Origin of the sequence: Treponema sp. UBA7567 (assembly GCF_002476655.1) — a bacterium.
In the GTDB taxonomy this organism is placed as follows: domain Bacteria; phylum Spirochaetota; class Spirochaetia; order Treponematales; family Treponemataceae; genus Treponema_D.
This window is the reverse complement of record NZ_DLLH01000063.1, coordinates 19925-40649: the sequence shown is the minus strand read 5'-3', so window position 1 is coordinate 40649 and position 20725 is coordinate 19925. Positions and strand designations below refer to the sequence as shown.

The 20725-nt window shown below is 39.1% G+C and carries 19 protein-coding genes and 1 other RNA gene; 11 read left to right on the top strand and 9 right to left on the bottom strand.

The features are described from left to right. Positions 1–499 precede the first annotated feature (499 nt). The gene (locus tag B3Y13_RS08065; RefSeq protein WP_296668066.1) at positions 500–964 is read left to right on the top strand and encodes a hypothetical protein; all 465 of its coding nucleotides are present in this window, start codon (positions 500–502) and stop codon (positions 962–964) included. Between the two features lie 10 nt (positions 965–974). Continuing rightward, entirely contained in the window at positions 975–2543 is a 1569-nt protein-coding gene (locus tag B3Y13_RS08060) for an Eco57I restriction-modification methylase domain-containing protein (RefSeq protein WP_296668070.1), read from the top strand. 90 nt (positions 2544–2633) lie between these two features. Here B3Y13_RS08060 and B3Y13_RS08055 read toward each other — a convergent pair whose 3' ends face one another. Then, entirely contained in the window at positions 2634–2897 is a 264-nt protein-coding gene (locus tag B3Y13_RS08055; RefSeq protein ID WP_296018804.1) for a hypothetical protein, read from the bottom strand. 24 nt (positions 2898–2921) lie between these two features. Then, complete coding sequence (locus B3Y13_RS08050; protein WP_296668064.1) at positions 2922–3323, bottom strand: hypothetical protein; 402 nt, start codon at positions 3321–3323, stop codon at positions 2922–2924. Positions 3324–3623: 300 nt separating this feature from the next. On the opposite strand from B3Y13_RS08050, the gene B3Y13_RS08045 reads away from it, so the two are divergent. After that, positions 3624–4211 (top strand): hypothetical protein, encoded by a 588-nt coding sequence (locus B3Y13_RS08045; RefSeq protein ID WP_296668062.1) that lies wholly within the window; start codon positions 3624–3626, stop codon positions 4209–4211. Between the two features lie 150 nt (positions 4212–4361). On the opposite strand, the gene B3Y13_RS08040 is transcribed toward B3Y13_RS08045, so the two are convergent. From B3Y13_RS08040 to B3Y13_RS08020, 5 genes are all read right to left on the bottom strand, one after another. Next, positions 4362–5777, bottom strand: a complete 1416-nt coding sequence (locus B3Y13_RS08040; protein WP_296693845.1) for an Ig-like domain-containing protein — start codon at positions 5775–5777, stop codon at positions 4362–4364. 164 nt (positions 5778–5941) lie between these two features. Then, positions 5942–6652: a pectinesterase family protein gene (locus tag B3Y13_RS08035; RefSeq protein WP_422664332.1), complete on the bottom strand. Its 711-nt coding sequence runs from the start codon at positions 6650–6652 to the stop codon at positions 5942–5944. Between the two features lie 60 nt (positions 6653–6712). Continuing rightward, a complete protein-coding gene (locus B3Y13_RS08030; protein ID WP_296693838.1) occupies positions 6713–8284 on the bottom strand; it encodes a tripartite tricarboxylate transporter permease in 1572 nt (523 codons plus the stop codon). Between the two features lie 11 nt (positions 8285–8295). Then, entirely contained in the window at positions 8296–8763 is a 468-nt protein-coding gene (locus B3Y13_RS08025) for a tripartite tricarboxylate transporter TctB family protein (RefSeq protein ID WP_296667772.1), read from the bottom strand. Positions 8764–8897: 134 nt separating this feature from the next. Beyond that, entirely contained in the window at positions 8898–9857 is a 960-nt protein-coding gene (locus tag B3Y13_RS08020) for a tripartite tricarboxylate transporter substrate binding protein (protein ID WP_296667770.1), read from the bottom strand. A gap of 376 nt (positions 9858–10233) precedes the next feature. Between B3Y13_RS08020 and B3Y13_RS08015 the strand changes: the two genes are divergently transcribed. The 4 genes from B3Y13_RS08015 (at position 10234) to B3Y13_RS08000 (ending at position 13329) form a co-directional block, all read left to right on the top strand. Beyond that, positions 10234–10368: a hypothetical protein gene (locus B3Y13_RS08015; protein WP_296018766.1), complete on the top strand. Its 135-nt coding sequence runs from the start codon at positions 10234–10236 to the stop codon at positions 10366–10368. A gap of 158 nt (positions 10369–10526) precedes the next feature. Next, entirely contained in the window at positions 10527–11447 is a 921-nt protein-coding gene (gene pyrB, locus B3Y13_RS08010) for an aspartate carbamoyltransferase (RefSeq protein ID WP_296667768.1), read from the top strand. Next, positions 11447–11881 (top strand): aspartate carbamoyltransferase regulatory subunit, encoded by a 435-nt coding sequence (locus B3Y13_RS08005; protein WP_296693835.1) that lies wholly within the window; start codon positions 11447–11449, stop codon positions 11879–11881. The genes pyrB and B3Y13_RS08005 overlap by 1 nt, the downstream gene beginning before the upstream one ends. Positions 11882–11901: 20 nt before the next feature. Beyond that, positions 11902–13329 carry a dihydroorotase gene (locus B3Y13_RS08000; protein WP_296693832.1) on the top strand — a complete coding sequence of 476 codons (1428 nt, stop codon included), beginning with the start codon at positions 11902–11904 and terminating at the stop codon, positions 13327–13329. Between the two features lie 71 nt (positions 13330–13400). On the opposite strand, the gene ffs is transcribed toward B3Y13_RS08000, so the two are convergent. Beyond that, positions 13401–13496, bottom strand: an RNA gene (ffs, locus tag B3Y13_RS07995) — signal recognition particle sRNA small type. A gap of 189 nt (positions 13497–13685) precedes the next feature. On the opposite strand from ffs, the gene B3Y13_RS07990 reads away from it, so the two are divergent. Beyond that, positions 13686–14672, top strand: a complete 987-nt coding sequence (locus B3Y13_RS07990; RefSeq protein WP_296018730.1) for a TRAP transporter substrate-binding protein — start codon at positions 13686–13688, stop codon at positions 14670–14672. A gap of 89 nt (positions 14673–14761) precedes the next feature. Here the strand turns inward: B3Y13_RS07990 and B3Y13_RS07985 are convergent, their stop codons facing one another. Next, complete coding sequence (locus tag B3Y13_RS07985) at positions 14762–16834, bottom strand: methyl-accepting chemotaxis protein (protein ID WP_296693829.1); 2073 nt, start codon at positions 16832–16834, stop codon at positions 14762–14764. Positions 16835–17024: 190 nt separating this feature from the next. Between B3Y13_RS07985 and B3Y13_RS07980 the strand changes: the two genes are divergently transcribed. The 3 genes from B3Y13_RS07980 to B3Y13_RS07970 are packed head-to-tail and all read left to right on the top strand — an operon-like array spanning position 17025 to position 20624. Next, on the top strand, positions 17025–18095 hold the full coding sequence (locus tag B3Y13_RS07980; protein ID WP_296693827.1) for a DUF2804 domain-containing protein: 1071 nt from the start codon (positions 17025–17027) through the stop codon (positions 18093–18095). A 2-nt stretch (positions 18096–18097) separates the two neighbouring features. Further along, positions 18098–20167 (top strand): hypothetical protein, encoded by a 2070-nt coding sequence (locus B3Y13_RS07975; RefSeq protein WP_296693825.1) that lies wholly within the window; start codon positions 18098–18100, stop codon positions 20165–20167. A 43-nt stretch (positions 20168–20210) separates the two neighbouring features. Beyond that, positions 20211–20624 (top strand): EamA family transporter, encoded by a 414-nt coding sequence (locus tag B3Y13_RS07970; RefSeq protein ID WP_296018703.1) that lies wholly within the window; start codon positions 20211–20213, stop codon positions 20622–20624. Positions 20625–20725 lie beyond the last annotated feature (101 nt).

Sequence of the window (20725 nt, the reverse complement as noted above, 5' to 3'; positions counted from 1 at the left end):
CAAAACTTTTCCTTTTTATCTATTATAGAAAAAATACTATATTTATGTTACATTTTGACCATGGATTATCCAAAAACAAAGAGCGGATATATTGACTTGCTCAGAAATGAAGCGGAGAAAATTTATTCGGATTTATTGAAAACTAAATTCGACTTAAAAAAGAAAGCTTCGGAAATGAACAAGCGGATAAAAACCGCAAAAGACTTTCAATCCTCAAAAATACTTGAAACTGCAAAAAACAGCAGCTGGAAAAATAAAAAACTGCTGAATGAACTGCTTTTATTAACCTATTCCTCATATATTGTCATGCTTGAATATCGGAATGAAATCTGGCCGTATGAATATATGACTTTTTCCCGCAGAATCGGGGAACTTTGGGGAACCTTTCTGCAAGCTCCCTTTCTTTTATCCAGTAAATGAATTAAAAATTATTGATGTTCCTGCATTTCAAGAAATTCAGGATAAAATTCAAAAAGACGCAATAACTTTTATAGAATCTTTGGCGCTTGATGAAAAAACGAAAAAAGAGCTGAAAGAAAAATATGAAATTCCTTGGACTATGGTTGACAGCGGCGGAATCAATTTGAATCTTGATTTGCATTTTGAACAAAACAAAATTCATTATAATTGCGACTTCAAGAGCGGCTTCAGTTCAAATGAAAAAGGAAATACAAACAGGCTTCTACTTGTTGCAAGCATTTTTAAATCTCTAGGTCAGAATGAGAAGCAGATGATCTTTGTCAGGCAGCAGGAAAAGGAAAACAATCATTATTTGCAGACTTTGAAAAATTCCAAACTTTGGGATATTTACTGTGCAGATGAATGTTACAATGCCATAAAAAATTTCACAGGATTCAATATAAGAGAATGGCTTGATAAAAATGCGGACTGGAAATGCGACATAAGCGGCACGTTCAAGAAACATCTTGAAGAAAACGATTTGCTGAAATACTTAACTTGGTAAAGTGAAAAATATGCACGACAGACTTTGCTCATATTATACAGACTCAAAAGAAATCACATCTTATATGGCTTCAATGCTGGATATTAAAGACAATGATATTGTGCTTGAACCGTCGGCAGGAAGCGGACTTTTTATAGACGAACTATTGACTGCAAATAAAAATATTCATATAGACGCGCTTGATATAGATAAAAAAGCAATCTTAATCTTAAAGGAAAAATATAAAAATGAAAGCCGTGTGAATGTCAGGGAAACTGACACATTGTTCGATTCTGAACTGGATTCTTTTCAGGATGCGGCTTTATGGCTGAAAAACACAGACACATTGTTTGATGAAAATTTGGACTTGTTTGAAAAAACATGCGGACATTACACAAAAATAATCGGGAATCCGCCTTACGGAGCATGGCAAGATTACGAAAAACGTGATTTGCTGAAGAAAAAATATCCTGGGCAATATGTAAAGGAGACTTATTCTCTTTTTCTTTTGCGTTGTATATCGGTATTAAAATTCGGCGGAAAACTTTCATTTATCATTCCTGACACTTTTATGTTTTTGAACCTTCATCAGAAATTAAGGAATTTTCTTTTGTCAAAAACAAAAATTTCAGAAATTCTTATCTTTCCGTCAAATTTCTTTCCGGGCGTAAGTTTCGGATACTCAAATCTCTCTATAATTACTCTGGAACGAAGCGACGAACAGTCATCGCTAAAAAATGAAATTTCAGTCTATAAAGGCTTCAAAAATCCTGCGGAATTTTCTTTAATTCATAGCAAACAGGCAGAATTGCCCAATTGTATAGAAAAATTCACTCTAAATCAGGGGGATATTTTCAATTCAGCAGGGCAAAGATTTATTCTTACAGAAAAATCAGAGAACTTTATTTTTAATTCTTCTAAAACTGTCGGAGATGTCGCTGATGTTGTAACAGGCTTTTATTCCGGCGACAACACAAAATTTATACGCGTAAAAGACAAATCGGTAAAAGGCTCTAAGAATTATGAAGTTGTAAATCCAAATAAAGTCATAATCAGCGATTCTATTTGCGGAATTGAAAATTCAGATGAGGCTTATATTCCTTACATAAAAAGCTCTTCAAAGACAAAGTACATAAAGGAAAATGATGAATGGTTTGTCCGCTGGGATAAGAAGACTGTCGAGTATTACAACAGCAATAAAAAATCTCGTTTTCAGAATTCCTCGTTTTATTTCAAGAAAGGCATCGGGCTTCCGATGGTAAAATCAAGCCGCATAAACGCCTTTGTAATGGAAAACAGAGTTTTCGACCAGTCAATCGTAGGAATTTTTCCGAAAGATGAAAGCAAATTTCTGTATCTTCTAGGCCTAATGAACAGCGAGATTGCAAATAAAATTATCCACTTAATAAACCCGACCGCAAACAACTCTTCAAACTACATAAAACAGATTCCGTACAAAGAGCCTGACAAAAAGACTTTTGAAAATGTTTGCAATTTAGTTTCCGTTGCATTGAATTCTGCCGAAAACAACGAAACGGAAAAAAAACTTGCTGTTCAAAGAGAACTGGATTCTATTTTCAATATGATTTACGCCACATAAAAGACAAAAATGCCTTTTGCCTTTTTATTCCATCGACTCCGAGCCGAATCCTAGCGCAGGCTCAACGAGCTTTTTGTTGTCAATATTTTTCTATTTTGTGTTTATTTTGATTTTTGTTGCAATAACCTGAGCTTTTTCATCGCGTAAAATGTATTCAACATCTATATTTTCTTCAGAGATATTTGCTTTTTCTTTTGCCTCTTTTATGATGAGATCTTTTATTTCTTCATCATTTGCTTTGAGCAAAGTTTTCATTGAAGTATTATTGTCAAGGGTAAGAGGCTTTTTTGCGCAGGAAACTGCAAGCGTTGATACTGCAAAACATATTGTCAAAAATTTAAAAAATCTACCCATTCTTGTTTTCTCCTTTTTGCTATGTTAGAAATCAAAGCCGCTATTTATTGCGCTGTTTATACTTTCCGCTGAAGAAAAAAGCGTGTAGTTATAGCCACCGTCAAAAAAAATTAGTTCTATGGCAGTATCTTTTGAGCCAAGAACAACAATGTTCTCTTTTTTATTTTCGATTTTAAAAAGCAGGTCATCTATTAGGTCATCCATATCGTTAACATCGAAAAAACCTTCATTAAATATGTTCAGGTCTGTCCATGATTTTATGGAACTTGTTTCGTCATATACTTTGTCGCCATAAATAGAAATGTAATTGTTTACAACTTTTTCACCATCTTCATTGCATGTTACTACTGAAAGAACTTCATCGCAGCCCGTAAATAGCAATGCCAATAAACATGAAAAAAGCAAAATAGCAAATTTCTTTTTCATAAAAACTCCAATAAAAAGCAAGGTTAAAAACTTCAGTTTTTAGGTTGACTTTTTAAGTTGCTTCGCAACGAAGTGGGAAACAGCCGGTGCCTCCAAAATTGAAGTTTATAAAAATATTAAACCATCTGTTAAATAAATACTAGCAGGCTTAAAAGTTTGTTTTGTTATTTCTTTTCTGCCGTCTCTGGTCGCCGGTAAAATTGCCGGCGGCCAGAAAAAATTGCGGCACAGCCTTTTTGCTTGACAAAGTGCGGGGTGGGGGGGGTAAACTGTTAAATCAATTTTATTTTTGGAGATACTATGAAAAAAATGAATAAAATTTTTGGCTTTGCGGCTGTTTTGCTTTGCGGATTGTTTTTTGAAGGTTGCTCGGAAGAAGATTCAAAGGCTTTGGACGATTTGACAGGGCCTTCTGATACTTGGTGCACCATGCCTGTAACTTATGCTTCTGAAAACGGCTCCTCCAGCACAGTTTTGAATGTCAGCTTTTATTATGCTTCTAAAGAAGTTAAGCCGAATGATTCTTCGACAGGATTGCGTTCTGATATTGAATCGATTCCTGAGGACTCTATTTCTGTTCTTGTAACTCTTGGTTCCGGCGAAACAAATTCTCTTCTTACGACGCTTACTAGCACTCAGTATCTTTTTAAGAGCTTTGGTTCTGTTGACGACTTAACTTCTACGTCTGAAACTTCTTATTCGTATTCGAATATGAAACTTTTTTGGAAAGCGATTTATCTTAAAAACCGTGAGGCATTAAGCAAAGACCAAAATATTCCTCTGCAGCTGCAAAAATCAACACAAAATCGTTATGCAAGTATTTCTGATTTGGAAAATTTTAACTGGAAAAGGCTTCTTGCGACTTATCTTTTGAATAACTTGGAATAGTTTACAAAAAGACTGTTTTTTGTTTGGTTTGAACAGAATTCTTAGCCCAGGCTGTAGCCCCGTAGTCTCAGGCTTTTTGCCTGAGATGGAGCTGTGCGGAAGGGCGAAAGGCTGGAGGAGTGCGGAGATGCGCTCCTCTTTTTTTGCGAATTACTTTGCAGCCCGGCCGTTTATGATTACGGTTCCGATTGTCGGCGATTTTCCTGTCGGAATTGGAATGTCGCCTGTGCCGTTGAGTCCGTAAAGAATTACGCGGATTGTTACGGTTTCGCCTTTTTCGGCTATTACTGTCGGGTAAGCGCGGTAGCTTTTCTTTGTGTTGCGTACCTGACGGTCGGTGTCGTCGGCTATGTTGCCTTTGTTTCCGTTTTTGAGCCACATTATCTGGCAGGCCATGTTGCTTGTTCCGTGGTTTCCGTAAGAAACTTCGATATTTGTTATTTCAATTTTTCTGTTTGCTGTAATCGGGAAGTCGATGTAAACTTTGTCGCGTCCTGTAATAGGTTCGCTGTAACCGCTAAAACTGAGCGCGCCTTTTGCAATGTCAGATGTGATTTTGCCTGAATTGTAAGCCCAGTTTCCTTTTGAAGGAATTGCTTTTGAAACGCTTGCAACTGAAGTGTCGTCGCTTTTTCCTTCGAGTGTTGTTGATGCAGCTTCGCTGTTGAGCCAGATTGCCGAGAATGCGCCTTCTTCCGGTTTTAAGATTTTAAGGTCTGCTTCGCCTTTTACGCCGTTCTGGTCTTTTGAAGTTGCAATTACTTTGATTACGCAGTCTTCTTTTACAGATTTTGCTGTCAGGTAGCCGTTTGGATCGATTTCGGCTGCGTCGGGGTCAGAAACTGACCAGGTGTATTCGTCGTTTGTCGGATTCTGCGGTGTTAGAACTGCGCTCATCTGCATTGTTTTTTTGCCCTGCAGCTGTTTGCGGTTTTTGTAGGTATTTACCTTGATTGCTGTTACCGGGCGGAATGTCAAACTTTCGTCTGGCAGTATTTCGATTTTTGTTATGTAGGTTTTTGTGTCTGCCGTTATTGAAAGCTCGCTGTTATTTTCGTAAACAACGTAGGATTTTGAAAGAGTTGAATCGGTTGTGCCGTTGCTAAAGTAGTAAGAAACAGGCCCCTGTTTTCCGGCTTTGACTGTTCCTGTTCCAAGGTAGTAGCCTGTAACTTTTACAATTGCCTTTGTAGAAAGTGGAATTGTAATTGAATCTCCGGCATTTCCTTCAGCATGAGATTTGCCTTCTTCTTTTGCAAATCCGTTGAGTTTTAGAGCGGAATTGTCTGTTGTGCCGTCAAATGTGTAAACTGTTTTTTTGTCCTGTTCGCCTTTTGCAAGCGCGGAAGACTTGTCTTTTGAAACTTTCCAGCCAGATTTTGCGGCAAGCGAATTGAGATTCCATTCTGTGTCGCTGTCTTTTCTGTATTTGTTGCTCAAAATATCAAAATAGCGGTTTACGATTGCATTGCGTCCGTTAAATTCGTTTTTAACATCTGCCTCTGGAATAATATCGGCGCGATTTTTTGTATTGAGCTTAAGGTTTTTTGCAGTTTTGCTGTCCATCTTCCAGCCGATTATATTCTGCGGAACTCCTGGAGCGGTCAAAGGCTGGTCAAGCCAGATTTCTTTTTCGATTCCGTCCGCCTTTGTGTTGATGTAGGCAATCTGGTTGTAATAGCCTGCTCTCCACGGTGTGCGTCCTAAATATGTTTTTTGGCGAGAGTCTGTTATGAGCTNNTTGAATTGTAAATTACAAGGCCTTTGCCTGCTGCAGGCCCAATTTCCATGCGAGGCGCTCCAACATAGGCAATTTTTGTTGTGTGCTTTTCGTCGTAAATTGCGTTGATTTCACATTCTTCAAAAAGGGCGACTTTTCCTGTTGTTTCCATCCAGATAAAGTCGGTGTCGCCTTCGACATAGCAGTTGTAGAACCATGTTTTTCCGGTCGTGCGCAATGTGTCCTGATGAGAAAGGAACGAGCAGTTATAAGCTGCGACAAATCCGCTTCCGTCGTAGCCGAGGGTTTCCGCCTGTGTGTTTGAGCCTTTTACAGAGCCGCGTTCAAAAGTGTTCTGAACGGTAAGATTTTCGAGAATAAGGTTTCCAGTTCCTTCAAATTCAATAATGCAGCGTTTTTTTTGCGCGCTGTCTGCGCGTTTGTTAAGACAGATGTCGCCGTCATTTGATTCGGCAATGATTACGTCCTTTCCGTATTTTTCCGTTGTCTGGCCGGACAGTTTGATTGTTGCCGGTCCGTTGTAATAAAGAACTTCGTTGTAAGTTCCTTTTGGCAGGCTGATTGTGTATTCACCGTCGTCTTTTACAGAATCAATTGCCGCCTGAATTGTGTCGAAAGAAGCATTTGCTCCTTTTCCGGAAATTGTTACTTTAGGAGCGGCGTTTGCAGCAAAGAATGCTCCTGCAGTAAGCAATGCCATAGTCAATTTTTTTAACATGAATTCCTCCGTTTTCAAAAAAATTGTAATTCCACTTCTAATTTAAACATTTGCGCCGTTTGTGTCATCAGACTGAGAAGATTCAACTCGTTTTGCAATTTTTCTTTGGTTCAAAACCGCTGCAATAATTGAGAAAACTGCGAGCACAAAGAAAATAATACAGATTGGGCGGGTAAAAATCTTCATAAAGTTTCCATCGACAATCTGCATATAGCGCCTGATGTTTGATTCTGACATTGGTCCCAAAATAAGGGCAAGGAGAATCGGAGACAGGTTGAATTCATATTTTTGCATAAGGTAACCGATTACGCCCATTGCAATTGCAAAATAAACATCGAACATGCTCTGGTTGATTGAGTAAGAACCAACAAGAGAAAGAACGAGAATACAAGGGATTAAAATGTAACGCTGGATATTGATTACTTTAGAAAAGAGGTTTACACCCAGCATTCCGATTATAAGGAAGGCAACGTTTGCTGCTATCAAAGCACCAAAAACTGCATAAACGACATCGAGATGTTCAACATACATCATCGGTCCCGGCTGGAATCCGTGCATAATAAATGCGCCCATCAAAACTGCCGTATTCGAGTCTCCTGGAACACCGAGCGCAAGCATTGGAATCATTGCACCGCCAGAACAACCGTTGTTTGCAGATTCAGCAGCCGCGATTCCTTCAGGTGCTCCGTGTCCGAATTTTTCAGGATGTTTAGAACATCTTTTTGCTTCGCTGTACGAAACAAATGCCGAAATATCGCCGCCTGCGCCAGGAATTGCACCGATAAAAGTTCCGATTAAACCGCCTTTGAGCATGTGCGGCCAGATTACCTTAAAGTCTTCTTTGCTTGGAACTACATTTTTTATTACAGAACGCAGATAATTTCCGATTGCATTGCCGGTCTTGTAAGCGTTTATATTTTTGGGAGCCGGGTTGCCTTTTAGAAGATGCTCAAAATTGGCAAGAACTTCGCTGATTGCAAAAAGTCCGATTAAGGCAGGAATAAATGGAATTCCATCGTAGAATCCAGGAAGGTTTATAAAGCGAATGTAACCGCAAGTTTTGTCGATTCCAACGCAGCAGATTAAAAGTCCAAAAATTGCCGTAATCAAGCCTTTTAAAATCGATTTTCCAGAAATTGAAACAATAACGCTCAAACCAAAGACTGCCAATGCAAAGAATTCTGCCGGTCCAAACCTTAAGGCCATTTTAGAAATTGTCGGAGAAAGGAAAGTCATAATGACTGCGCCGATAATTCCACCGCAGAAAGAAGAAAAAAGCGAAAGCGTTAAAGCGCGTGCGCTCTGACCTTTTTGGCTCATTGGAAAGCCTTCGAGAACCGTTGCCGCGGCAGAAGGAGTTCCCGGAGTGTGAATCAAGATTGCCGAAATTGAACCGCCGTACATTCCGCCGCAGAAAATTCCCAAAAGCATTGCAACGCCAGGTATAAATTCAACTCCGTAAGTAAACGGAACAAGAAGCGCAATTCCCATAGTTGCGGTAAGACCCGGAATACAGCCGATTAAAATTCCGCCGGCCGCACCTAAAAAAGTATATAGTATAGTAGAAAGCGAGAAAACTTGTCCAAACGCCGAAGAAATTAAAGAAAAATCCATCTTTCCACCTCCTAGAATAATCCGTCAAGAAAGCCCATAGGCATTTCAATCTGAAGAAGAAATTTGAATGCGCAGAAAATCACAAGGTCTGCACAGACAGCGATAATCGCCATAGTAAGATAGTTTCTCTGCCCAAGAATCAGCATCATAGCAAAAAGTGCGAGCGGTGTGGCAAGCAAAAAGCCGATTACGTTCCAAAGCAGTGCATAAACTACAATTACTGCAAGCGCAAGAATACATTTTTGCATATCTTTGTTAAGCGGACTGATTGTAGGAGCTTTTTTGCCGTCATCTTTTTTCAGAATGTTTGTAATGAGAAGAATCAGACAGCAGATAAAAAGCGCAATGCAAAGAAAACGCGGAAAAAATTCCGGGCCGACAGGAACGTTAATAAATTTTTTGAATGTAAGAGTTTTGAGGAATGCGGCCAAAGAGAAGAGCATTCCAATTATTGCCGAAACAATGTTGGCTATTCTCATTTTTTTTGTCTCCAGTAAAAAAAAGGCTATCCAAAAGCAGTTGTCGCAACAAAATCTTCTGCCGCAAATATTTTGACAGAAAATCTTACTGCTTGTTCAAACTTTTTGGACAGCCCAAAATATTTAGTTAGAAGCTAGTTTGCAAGTCCAAGCTGCTTCATTGTGGCGCCAGTGCCTTCGTAGTTGTTTTTAAGATAAGTTGCAAAAACTTCAGAATCCATATAAGTAACGTTCTGGTTCAGGTTTTTAGCTGTTTTGATGAAGTTTTCATCTTTCATAGCCTTTGTGAAAGCGTCAAAAAGAACAGCTCTGATTTCTGCTGGAACTCCCTTTGGAAGTCCAATTCCACGCCAAGTACCAAATTCAACGTCATAACCACATTCTTTCATTGTTGGAATATTTGGATAAGCTTCTGGACGTTTTGAATCCATAATTGCAAGAACTTTTACGTTTCCAGCATCGAGCTGAGATTTTACTTCTGCAAGAGAAACAGAAACGGCTTCGATATGACCGCCGGCAACAGCTGTTACAGCACCAGCAGCGCCTTCAAAAGGAACGTGTTTTACGTCGATTCCTGCTTCAGAGGCAAAAAGTCCGGCAGCAATGTGCCATACAGAGCCTGGGGCAGAGTTTCCGATATTTACTTTTCCAGGATGAGCTTTGCAGTAGTCAACAAATTCTGCAAGAGTGTTGTATGGGGCATCAGCTTTTACAGTGATTGTTGCAGCATCAGTGTTTACCATAACGAGCGGATCATAAGCTTCGTAAGTAAAATCCTGAAGTCCCTGCCATGGGTTTGAATTCAATTCAAAAGTAATCATGCCGAGAGTGTAGCCGTCCGGTTTTGCATCTTTGATTGCGCGATAACCGATAGAGCCAGCGCCGCCAGTTTTATTTTCAACAGTTATTGTCGTTCCAAGATATTTTTCGGCAGTAGAACAAACAGCGCGAAGAATTGCGTCAGTTCCTCCACCAGCACCCCATGGACAAATCATAGTAATGCCTTTTTTGGGGTAAGCGGTGTTTTTTTCTTTACAACCTGTAGCGCCAAACAGAACCAATGCTGCTGTTGCAGCAAGCAAAATTTTTTTCATCTGCATATTCCTCCTCAAGAACAAATCAATATTTAGATGATTTTTAAATGATATATGAGGATTTTTTACAAGTCAAAATTTTAATCCGTAACTTTTAGTTATTGGAAAGTCTACTATAAATGCGGACGGAATTTTTTCGTCTAACCAGCTTTTCGCAGTTCCGCTTTTGCTCCATCCGCCAAAGGCGGACGCTTCGCGCTGCTTCAATCTGGCGTAGGATTTATGTTAAAATAAATAATAAAACGTTATATTTACACAAAAAAGTTCGGTTTTTTTATGTTTTTTTACGGATTAGTGCTAAAATATATTTATAAGAGTTAAAAAAGTTTTCGAGAGTGTTAACAAAAAATCAAAAGCGCGGGAGGAATCGCTCTTTATGGAACCTTTTGTAACGGTAGAAAACATTTCTGAATCGGATTTTTTAAAGCTGCAAAGCAGAGGTTGGGTTCTTGTCAGCGTAGACAATGCCCCGTCAGATAAATTGATTTACAGTTTTAAGAAGGAACGCTAACAAATAAAAAGTTTTAACATAAGCCTGATTTTGAGTTTTCAAAATCAGGCTTTTTTATGTGAGCACTGGAGAGGTTAAACAAAAACTTTATTTTAAAAATTTTTGCAAGAGATTTATTTTCTATTGGTAAAAATTTTTCATTGTGGTAAACTCAAGCCATGCTTAAAGGTCTAAGTTTAATTCAGCCAAATGATTTGACTGTTTCAGAAATTGACGAGATTTGTGCTCTCGCCGAACAGATTATTGTTGATCCATCTTCTTTTCAGGACGTGTGTCGCGGGAAAATTCTTGCGACACTTTTTTTTGAGCCAAGCACTAGAACGCGCTTGAGCTTTGAAGCGGCTATGCTTCATTTGGGCGGGACTGTCGAAGGTTTTAGCGACGCTTCCAATAGTTCAACTTCAAAAGGCGAAACTTTAGCGGACACAATTCGTGTTGTAAGCTCTTACGTTGATGTAATTGCAATGCGAAGCCCAAAAGAAGGCGCGGCTCTTCTGGCGAGCAAATTTTCAGAATGTCCGATTATCAATGCTGGCGACGGCGGCCATTATCATCCGACGCAAACTTTAACCGACCTTGTTACGATTCGTGCGTTAAAAGGCGGTTTTGAAGGCCACACAATCGGTTTTTGCGGAGACTTGAAATTTGGACGGACTGTTCATTCTCTGACAGAGGCAATGTGCCGTTACAAAAATGTAAGATTCGTTTTTATAAGCCCGGAAGAATTAAAAATTCCTGACTGGGTTTCTAATTTTTTGGACGAAGCTAATATTCCTTATTCGGCTGCAACCCGTCTGGAAGATGTAATCGGCGATCTTGATATTCTTTATATGACAAGGGTTCAAAAGGAGCGCTTTTTTAATGAGCAGGATTACCTGCGTTTGAAGGACAGTTATATTCTCGACAAGTCAAAAATGGAGCTTGCCCGAAAAGATATGATTGTTTTGCATCCGCTTCCTCGCGTAAACGAGATTTCTCCGGAAGTTGATTCTGATCCGCGCGCCGCCTACTTTAAGCAGGTAAAATATGGAATGTATGCGAGAATGGCTCTTATTGCAAAAATTCTGGGGGTTCTGTAATGCTTAATGTTGATACAATAAAAAACGGCCTTGTAATCGACCACATAAAGGCAGGCTGCGGCCCGCAAATTTTTCATTGGCTTGGACTTGATAAGGCAAGTTTTACAAGCGCGCTGATTATGAATGTTCCAAGCAAAAAAGCTGAGAGAAAGGACATAATTAAAATCGACAATATCATAAATATTGATTTTTCGGTTTTGGGTTTTGTAGATCCAAATATTTGCGTTAATATAATAAAAGACGAAAAAATAGTCCGCAAAATTAGAATGGAACTTCCAGACCGTGTAGAAAACGTTATAAAATGCAAAAATCCGCGCTGTATAACAATGACCGAGCATTATGTTCCTCAGGTTTTTATTCTTGCTGACAGAAAAAAGTCAACTTACCGCTGTGAATACTGCGATGCTTTCTATACTGCAGGAAAAATTGAATAAGTTTTAACAAGGAAAATAAAATGGACTCCAAAATACTGATTATTTACAATGCAATTTTAGTAGATTCTTCGATAGAAAATCCCGGACTTGTTGTTGTAAAAGACGGCAAAATCTGCGGAGTTTTTCTTGGCGAAATTAAAAATTCTGAAACGGCTCTTGTTATAGCTAGATCTGTTTTGCCGGAAGTTAAGGGAAATCCTGTTTTTTTTGATGCAAAAGGACTTGTTTTGATGCCGTCATTTGTTGATATGCACGTGCATTTTCGTTATCCAGGGCAGACTCAGAAAGAAGACCTTGATTCTGGTTTAAAGGCGGCGGCGGCAGGAGGCTTTGGAACAGTTGTTGCAATGCCGAATACTGCGCCTGTTGTTTCCAGCGCTAAGCTTGCCCGGCAGATAATGAGCGAGGCGTCAGAAAAAAAACTTGCGCGCGTTTTTCAGACTGTAAGCATTACAAAAAATTTTGAAGGCGAAGATGTTTCTGAAATTCAAAACCTTTCAGTTGAGGAATTTCCTGTAATCAGCGAGGACGGACACGAAGTTGCAAATTCTGCTGTTATGCTTGAAGGAATGAAATCTGCTGGAAAAAAAAGCATAATCGTTAGCTGCCATTGCGAAGATCCTTTTCTGGCCACTGCCGCAAGACCGTATCGTCAGCGTGCATTAAAGTTTATGGAAAATTACAATATCCCCGCCGGCAAAGTAAATGCAGTAACGCAGAATGTTCCAGATTCTGTAAATTTTGAAATTGACGGCTGTCTGACGGCGGCAAACCAGCTTTTGGCTCTTGCGGAAGATGCGGCGACAGAGCGGAATATCGAAATTGCAAAAACTGCCGGCTGCCATATTCATGTTTGCCATTGTTCTACAGCAATCAGCATGGACGCAGTGAGACGCGCAAAATTCCTCAAAAAAGAAGGAAAAACTTCAGCAGACTTTGAATGTACTGTCGAAGTAACGCCTCATCATATCGGACTGGTTGGCACTGATTCTCCATATCTTCGTGCGCTCGTAAATCCGCCTCTTAGAAGCGAAGAAGACCGTTCTGCCCTTATTGCCGCAATAAAAGATGGAACTGTTGATGTGATTTCGACAGACCATGCGCCTCATACTCAGCAGGACAAGGCCGCTGGAAGTCCAGGTTTTACCGGGCTTGAAACTTCGTTCGCTGTGTGCAATACGGTTCTTGTAAAACGAGAAGGCTTGAGCTTGTGCCGTCTGAGCCAGCTTATGTCCGAAAATCCTGCAAAACTTTTAAAGCTTAATTCAGGAAAACTCTCTCCAGGTTACGAAGCGAATCTTGTTCTCGTAGATCCAGATGAGCAGTGGACAGTCTGTTCAGAAAAATTCCAGAGCAAAGGAAAATCAACGCCGTTTGAAGGTCAAAGACTTACCGGACGTGTTCATAAGACTTTTTATCTGGGGAACCAGGTTTATTCACTGGACTAGAAAATTAGAAAAATTGGAGCATAGCTTTTTGTAAAAAAAAACAGTTTTTTGCTCCGTTTTTTTTGCATAAAAAAAGCCAGGGTGTCTATACACAAGACTGCAAAAAGTGTGCTGCTGGGTTCCCCCTCTGACACGGTGCTTAAAGCAGACTTTGCTAGATCCTGGCAATACAGAGAATCTATCATATCGGAATATAAAAATCAATACACAGTCTGTTTTATGTTTTATTCAATCTTGTATAGCAAAAGTTTTATGTCAAAAATTTGCTCTTAACGTTCGTATTTTTTTGTTTTTTTGTATATTTTCTTAAAATAGTGATATAATTTAATAATCTTAAAAGTATTAGGAGTACACGTATGAAGAAAACAATTCTTGCAGCTCTCATGGCTGGCTCGTTTATTGCAAGTGCTTTTTCTGCAACTGTAATAAAGCTAGGCTACTCGACAGGTTCATCTGATCCTCGCGCTGTAGCTTCAAAGTTGTTTAAGGAAGAAGTTGAAAAAAATTCAAAAGGGAGCATTACTGTTGAGCTTTATGACAGTTCAAAACTTGCATCAATTGGAATGAAAGCTTCGGACACAAACCTTATTGAAAGCATTATCAATAAGGGCCCTGTTGATATGACAGTATCAAGCGCTGGAAATTTTGGTATTTATGCTACAAACGTAGGCGTTTCGGCTTTGCCGTTTCTTTTTACAGATTTTGACAAGGCATGGAAATTCATGGACAGCGATATTGTAAAAGGCGTTAATAAAGAGCTCGAATCGTCTAACATTGTAGTTCTTGCTCATTATGACAATGGTTTCCGCTGTGTTACTACAACAAACCGCCCGGTAACAAAAGTTGCAGACATGAAAGGTCTTAAAATCAGAACCCCTGCAAACCAGATTGTAATGGAGACAATGACAGCTTTGGGCGCCCGTCCAGAACCTCTTGATTTTGGAAAATTGCCGGCCGCATTAAAAGCAGGACAGTTTGACTCTCAGGAAAATCCTATTCCTGTAATTTACAACAACAAGCTTTATCAGGTTCAGAAATATCTTGCAATTACAAACCATAGTTACGATGCAATGCCGCTCGTAATCAAAAAAGATGTTTGGAATAAACTTTCTGCTGCTGAAAAGAAAGTTGTTCAGGATGCGGCAATCAAAGCACAGAACCTTAACAGAAATCTTGTAAAAGAGCAGACAAACAGCCTTGTTGCAAGCCTTAAAAAAGAAGGAATGGTTGTAACAAGTCCAGATCTTGGAGAATTCAAAAAGGCTACACAGAGCGTATTTGAAATCTTCTCTGAAATTTACGGAAAAGACCTTATGGACAAGGTTATTGCATTTACGAAATAATAAATTGTAAAACTCGAAAATAAGGGTAAATAAAAAAAGAGCGGGCGTTGTTTTCAACGCCCGCTCTTTTTTTGCTGTTTATGATCTGCTTAAACTTTGAACTGTCCGAGCTGCCTGCTCATAGTGCCAATGTTGTCTTTTGTGCTTTCTGCAAGTGTAGAAACGTTTTGCGTAGCTTCGCCAATTTGCTGCATTCCAAGTGTCATTTCGTCCATGCTGCCGAGAATTGTCGCTGAGATTTGAGAAACATTGTTCATATCTCTTGAAACGTTTGCAATTCCTCCCTTCATATCGTCTGCTTTTTTATTTACTTCACCAGACTGATCTCTCATTCTTGCTAAAAATTCGAATATCTGTTTTGAAGCAGTCTGCTGTTCTCCCATTGCACCGTCAATTTCTTGAATTATCGAATCTGTTGAATTCAGTTTTGAAACAATTGCTTCAAAAGCTGTGCTGGATTCGTGGGAAAGTTCAACAACTTCCTGGATTGAAGTGGAAATTTCCTTTAATTCGGAAGAAATTGTCTTTGTTTGTGCGCTTGAAGTTTCTGCCAGTTTTCTGATTTCTTCTGCGACAACGCTAAAGCCTTTTCCTGCTTCTCCTGCGTGCGCAGCTTCAATTGCGGCGTTCATTGCAAGCAAGTTTGTTTCTGAGGCAATTTGAGAGATAATTCTGTTTGCCTGGATCAAAGTTTTTGACTGTTCTGCAATCTGTGTAACTTTTTTATCAACGCTTGCAAGCTTTGAGCTTCCATCGCCGACTGTCGTTGAGAGTTCTTCAAAACTGTCAGCCATTTTTCCTGCGGAAGTTGTTACTGTCGAAATGTTCCCGAGCATTTCTTCAATTGCGGCAGACGACTGTGCAATTCCAGCTGCCTGGCCTTCTATCAGTTCTGAAAGCTTGTCGACTGTTTCCGAAGAAGACTCCAAAACCGAAGATGTGTTTATAACAGAATCGGACTGATTTTTTGACTGTTTTCGTACGCTTTCAATATTTGCGAGAATTTCCGATGCGGCGGAAGCTGAACCCTGCGCGCTTTGTTCAAGACTTTCGCTTGCTTCGTTAAGCGCTTTTTGAGAAAGATTCAAATCCTGAATAATTTTTTGAAGCATTTCGACAAATTTGTTTACATCGGAAGCGAGTCCAGAGAATTCATCGTTTCCTTTAACAGGAATTCTTACTGTCAAATCGGCATCTCCAGAGGAAAGATTTCCGACTGCCTTTCTGACTTTTTCGAGAGGATTTATTATTTTTTTATAGATTGCAAATGAAAGAACTGCAAGAAGAAGCGCTGAGAATAAAACAATTGCTCCGATTAACGAGCGGAAAATTGAACTTGAAAGACTTTTTGCAATGTCCAAAGTTTTTCCGATAAAAAGTGTTGTTAAAAAGTTTCCATCATCGTCATAAAACGGAAAGTAATAAGAAACGTAGTGATGACCTTTAAAAACTGACTGCAAAATAACTGGTTTTCCGTTTTTTACAGATTCAAATAGCTCGTCGTCATCGAGAGTTGTTCCTGTCATATCGTTTAGCGAAGTTACGTAGCGAGTGTTTCCGTCAAAAATTGTAAAATCGCAGTCGCTGTATGAAGCTGCCTCTTTAACGACATCTTCGGTCGAAACTGGAGTCCTTATTTCAACAGCGCCAAAAATAGTATTTTCTGATTTTAGAGGAAGAATAACTGTTGCATAAATGTCTGCCCCGTCCTTTTCGAATTTTGCAACTTCTTTTCCAGTTAAAACTTCGCGGATAACGGCTGTTTTTGGTACGACACCATATTTTGGACTTGAAACCTGCATTCCAAAGCTGTTAAAAAATACAATATTTTTTGCGCCGTAATATTCTCTTGCGCCAATGGCAAAACTGTTCATGATTGTTCTGTCAAAGCCGTATTCTGGATATATTGTTGCGTATGCAAGCTGAATGTTTGCGGCTGTTGATTGCGCCTGCTCCAAAGTGTTGTTCATTTCTTTGGTAAGGATTTTTGATTGATCTTTGATTTCGCTGGCAAAATAAGAAACAATTCCGCTTGAAAGCCTGTTGTTTACGACAAAGACTACGATGGTTGCGTAAAGAACAACCCCGATTGCAAGTAGAATTGTGATAAATTTTGCAATAGATTTTTGTTTTGTAGCATTTTTCATAATAGAAGACCTCATTCGATCATTATAACTTGACTAGGCTTTATTCGCAAAGTCAAACAGAGTTCTTTTTTTTTATATTTGGTAAATAATATTGAAATTTATCGGTTTGCAATATTTAATTATTGATTTTTATTTTTTTGTAAAAAAATCTGTTTTTTTATGCTTCTATTTGCATTTATTCAATGTGCTGATATATAATTGTAGAATGTATTTTAGGCAAATGCTTGAACCGCCTCCCGCGCTTGTAAAAAACGGACACGCGCTTTTCGGAACTTTTGCGGGGCATGTTTCTCAGCTTGACATTCGTGGATTGCACTCGCCGTTCGGCGGAGTTCCTCTTCCTGTACTCATTTCAAATTTTCGTATAAAAAGTTCCATTCTTTTTAATTTTAATGCCGGACCTTACCAGGGATTAATCAGTTTTTTTGACAATAAAATGTTTGGGCTTGTAGAAATTGATTTATGGAATAAAGAAAACGGCCGCAAATATGTTTACAGAAATTTGATGGGACCAAGACATCGTTTTATTCCTCATAATCTTGAACAGGGATTTTGTGCAAGTTTTAATTCACGGCGTTATGTGCGAATCAGCTGGGATCACAAGCGTGATAGAATTTCGATAATTTTTAATCTAAAGGGAACTTCTGTAAGTCCTTCTGTCCAGGCGGCTTTAACTGGGCATTTTTCTGACCCTGCTTCTAACGAAGTTACGCAGTGCGTTCCTCTAAAATCAAGGCGGCGTTGCTGTGCGACTTATGTAACTTCGCAAAAATTGCGTGGAACACTTACGATCGGCAAAACAAAAAAATCTGCCGGACAGGTTATAGATGTGGAGAATGAAACATCTGTTTTTTCGATAAAACGTGCGTATTATGGTTACAGAACTCAGGAACAAAAAATTTTTGCTTCCGGGGATTTTAAAGGAAGAAGCATTTCTTTTGTGCTTAATAATTCTCTGGATTCTGTTTCTCTTCAAGAAGCTGTAAATCAGAATATTTTGATGGTCGATGGAAACTGCACGGCTCTTCCGCCTGTAAAGATGACGCAGCCTTTTGGCGTAAACAAAAAGTGGATAATTCAAGATACAGAAAACATGGTGGACTTGACTTTTGTTCCTGTTTCTAAAATTTACCGGGAACTGAGTCTTTTTGCTTTTAAAATCGTGGTATTAAACCTTTATGGAAAATTTGAAGGTGTTTTTAAGACAAAAGACGGAGAAGATATAACTGTAAGCGGTTTTGGCGGCGTTGCCAGAGAGCAGTTGTTGAGGGTTTGAAAATGAGCGATGAGTTTGGTCAAAAAAAAGTCGAACAGTCTTGGGAACCTGGGACTCTCGATGCAACAAGAAGAGCGATAGGTCCGATCGACAAGGAAGAAGCTATCAGAATGACAAAGCTTCTTGGCGGCGAAATTTTGCAGGAAAAATCGGCGCCGATTGATTATTCAGCATTCCCTCAAAAAGAAAGGCATTACTCGCACAGGGCAAATGGCCGTTCGGCGGCGGATGTTGCTTCTTTGTCGGAAAATGCAGCCCAGACAAAAAATTCAAATTCATCTTCAGAACAAAAAAAAGGCGACAAATACGGTTATGTTCCAAAAACGGCCCGAAAAAGAGAAGAAAACGGACTGCCAGAAATTTCTTCAAAAGAACGCAACTTAATGGACAAATTGATGATGAGCGAAGATTACAAAATCAAGCCGAATTTTGGAATTTTTAATTTTGTCCGCTATCTTAAAAAAAATGGAACTGAGCTTTTGCGTCCAAGCTACATTTCTTACGACTTGCAGAATCATCTTGAACACTACCAAAGTTTTTTAACGACAGTAAAATCTTTAATTCAAATAAGCCCGGAAACTTATAAATCAAAAATTGTCAGCAGCCAGGAGACAAAATTCAAGTTTTTGAGGACTGTCGGCGGCTGGACAATGAAAAATTTAAAGATTTTGATACTCGACGTTCAAGAGCATCCGGAAGAAGTTACAGTTGCAATGATGCAGCCGATTGTAAAGACTGTTTATAAGGATTTGCTTAAAATTTATTACATTGGCGAAAACACAATTCCGCGCTTTTTTAAGGAAATTTACAGCGATTTAATGAAATATCCAAATTCGGATCAAAAAAAGCTGATTATGCTTTCTAAGCAGGGAATTACCGACTGGCTTTATGTTTACACTCAGATTATAAAAGGAATGTATCCGCTTTTAATGCGGATGTGCAGTCCGAAATTTGAATATTTTCCGGCTTTTTTTACAGAAGAAACTGCAAATATTCTTTCTTTTCTCGGAATTTCTAAATTCGACATAATTCTTCCAGAAAAAAAAGAAGATGCAAAAGCGGCTCAGCAGAAGGCGGAGCAGGAACGCAGGCAAAAGGAAGAAGAACGCAAAAAAAACAATCCGGAACTTCAGCGCGGAAAGCATACAGAAATCGTGGACGCCGGAATAAAGCTTCTTGAAAGGCTTTTTCCAGATGCCGGCTTTTCGAGGCTTGATTCTATGCCGGACTTGTATCCGTATTTTCAGCCGATTTATGAATTCCGCGACGGTTATAATCTTTTGAATCCGCAAAACCCAATGCAGGTTGTTGTTACGCTTTTGAGAATTATCGAAGATTTGTTTCAAGGATGCCGAAATATTGTTTTTACGGAAGAAGATGATGGAACTCAATTCAAGTCAAAAAAAAAGACGGACAAGCTTTCAGTTGCCCTCAATGAATGGACAGTTTACCGCGAAGAGCTTTTTGAAAAAAAATACTGCGAGCAGCTTTGCGATTTTGTAAACCAGCAGTATTCTCAGGGCGATTTTAAAAATTCACTTTTTGGAAAAAAACTTTTAACTTCGATTTTGTGGCAGACAAAATATAATTTTTTGCCGCATTTTGAATTTGAACAGCTTTTGCTTGAAAAGCCTGCAAATGACGACAAATATATTCCGCTTTGTCTGCGCACTGATTTTCTGCGCCAGAATTTGACTTCACTTTCTAAAGAAATTGACAAACAGTCAGGAACGAAAGGGCTCGTTTTAGGAATTTCAAATCCTTGGGAAAAATACGAATTCGATATTCCAAACCCAGTTTCAAAAAGGCTTGATGTGCTTTTAGGCAGAAAATCTCAAGGCGAAAGCGCCGCGACAAATGCTAACCTGATAAAATATGCAATGTGCCTTGTGAGTGTTCTCGATTGGTGGATTAACAATGTTGAAAGTCCTGCATACTCTTGCAGTTCGGAAAACATCTACAGAATTTCTGAAAAAGACGGCGGTCCTGCTTTTAGCGTGCCTGTGCGTGATGACCAAAACAGGCTTTTTGCAGAAAGCATAAAAAATCTTCAAAAGGCAGCCAAAAACTGAGACAATTGAGCTAAAAAAATCAATTCAGTATATTATTTTTTATATGTGGATTTTATTTGCGGTTGGCTCGTCAGTTTTTGCAGCATTAACTTCGATTCTTGCAAAGGTTGGAATTGAAGGTGTAAATTCAAACCTTGCAACTGCCATAAGAACGTTTGTTGTGCTTTTGATGGCATGGGGAATGGTCTTTTTGACGCACTCTCAAAACGGCATTTTAAATATTGGAAGGCGCAGCTGGATTTTTTTGATTTTGTCTGGGCTTGCAACAGGAGCGTCTTGGCTTTGTTATTACAAGGCTTTGCAAATCGGAGAGGCATCGAAAGTTGTTCCAATCGATAAGATGAGCACGGTCTTGACTTTGATTCTCGCTTTTGTATTTTTACACGAACAGTTTACTTTAAAATCACTGCTTGGCTCGATTCTTCTTGCCGCCGGAACACTTGTAATGGTTTTGTAGATTTTTTCTTTTGTTTTATAAAGAATTGTGAACTGTAAAGATTTTTGAAAACAAAAAACAGTCCAAAGCGCCATTTTTTTTGTCAGCTCTGGACTGTTTTT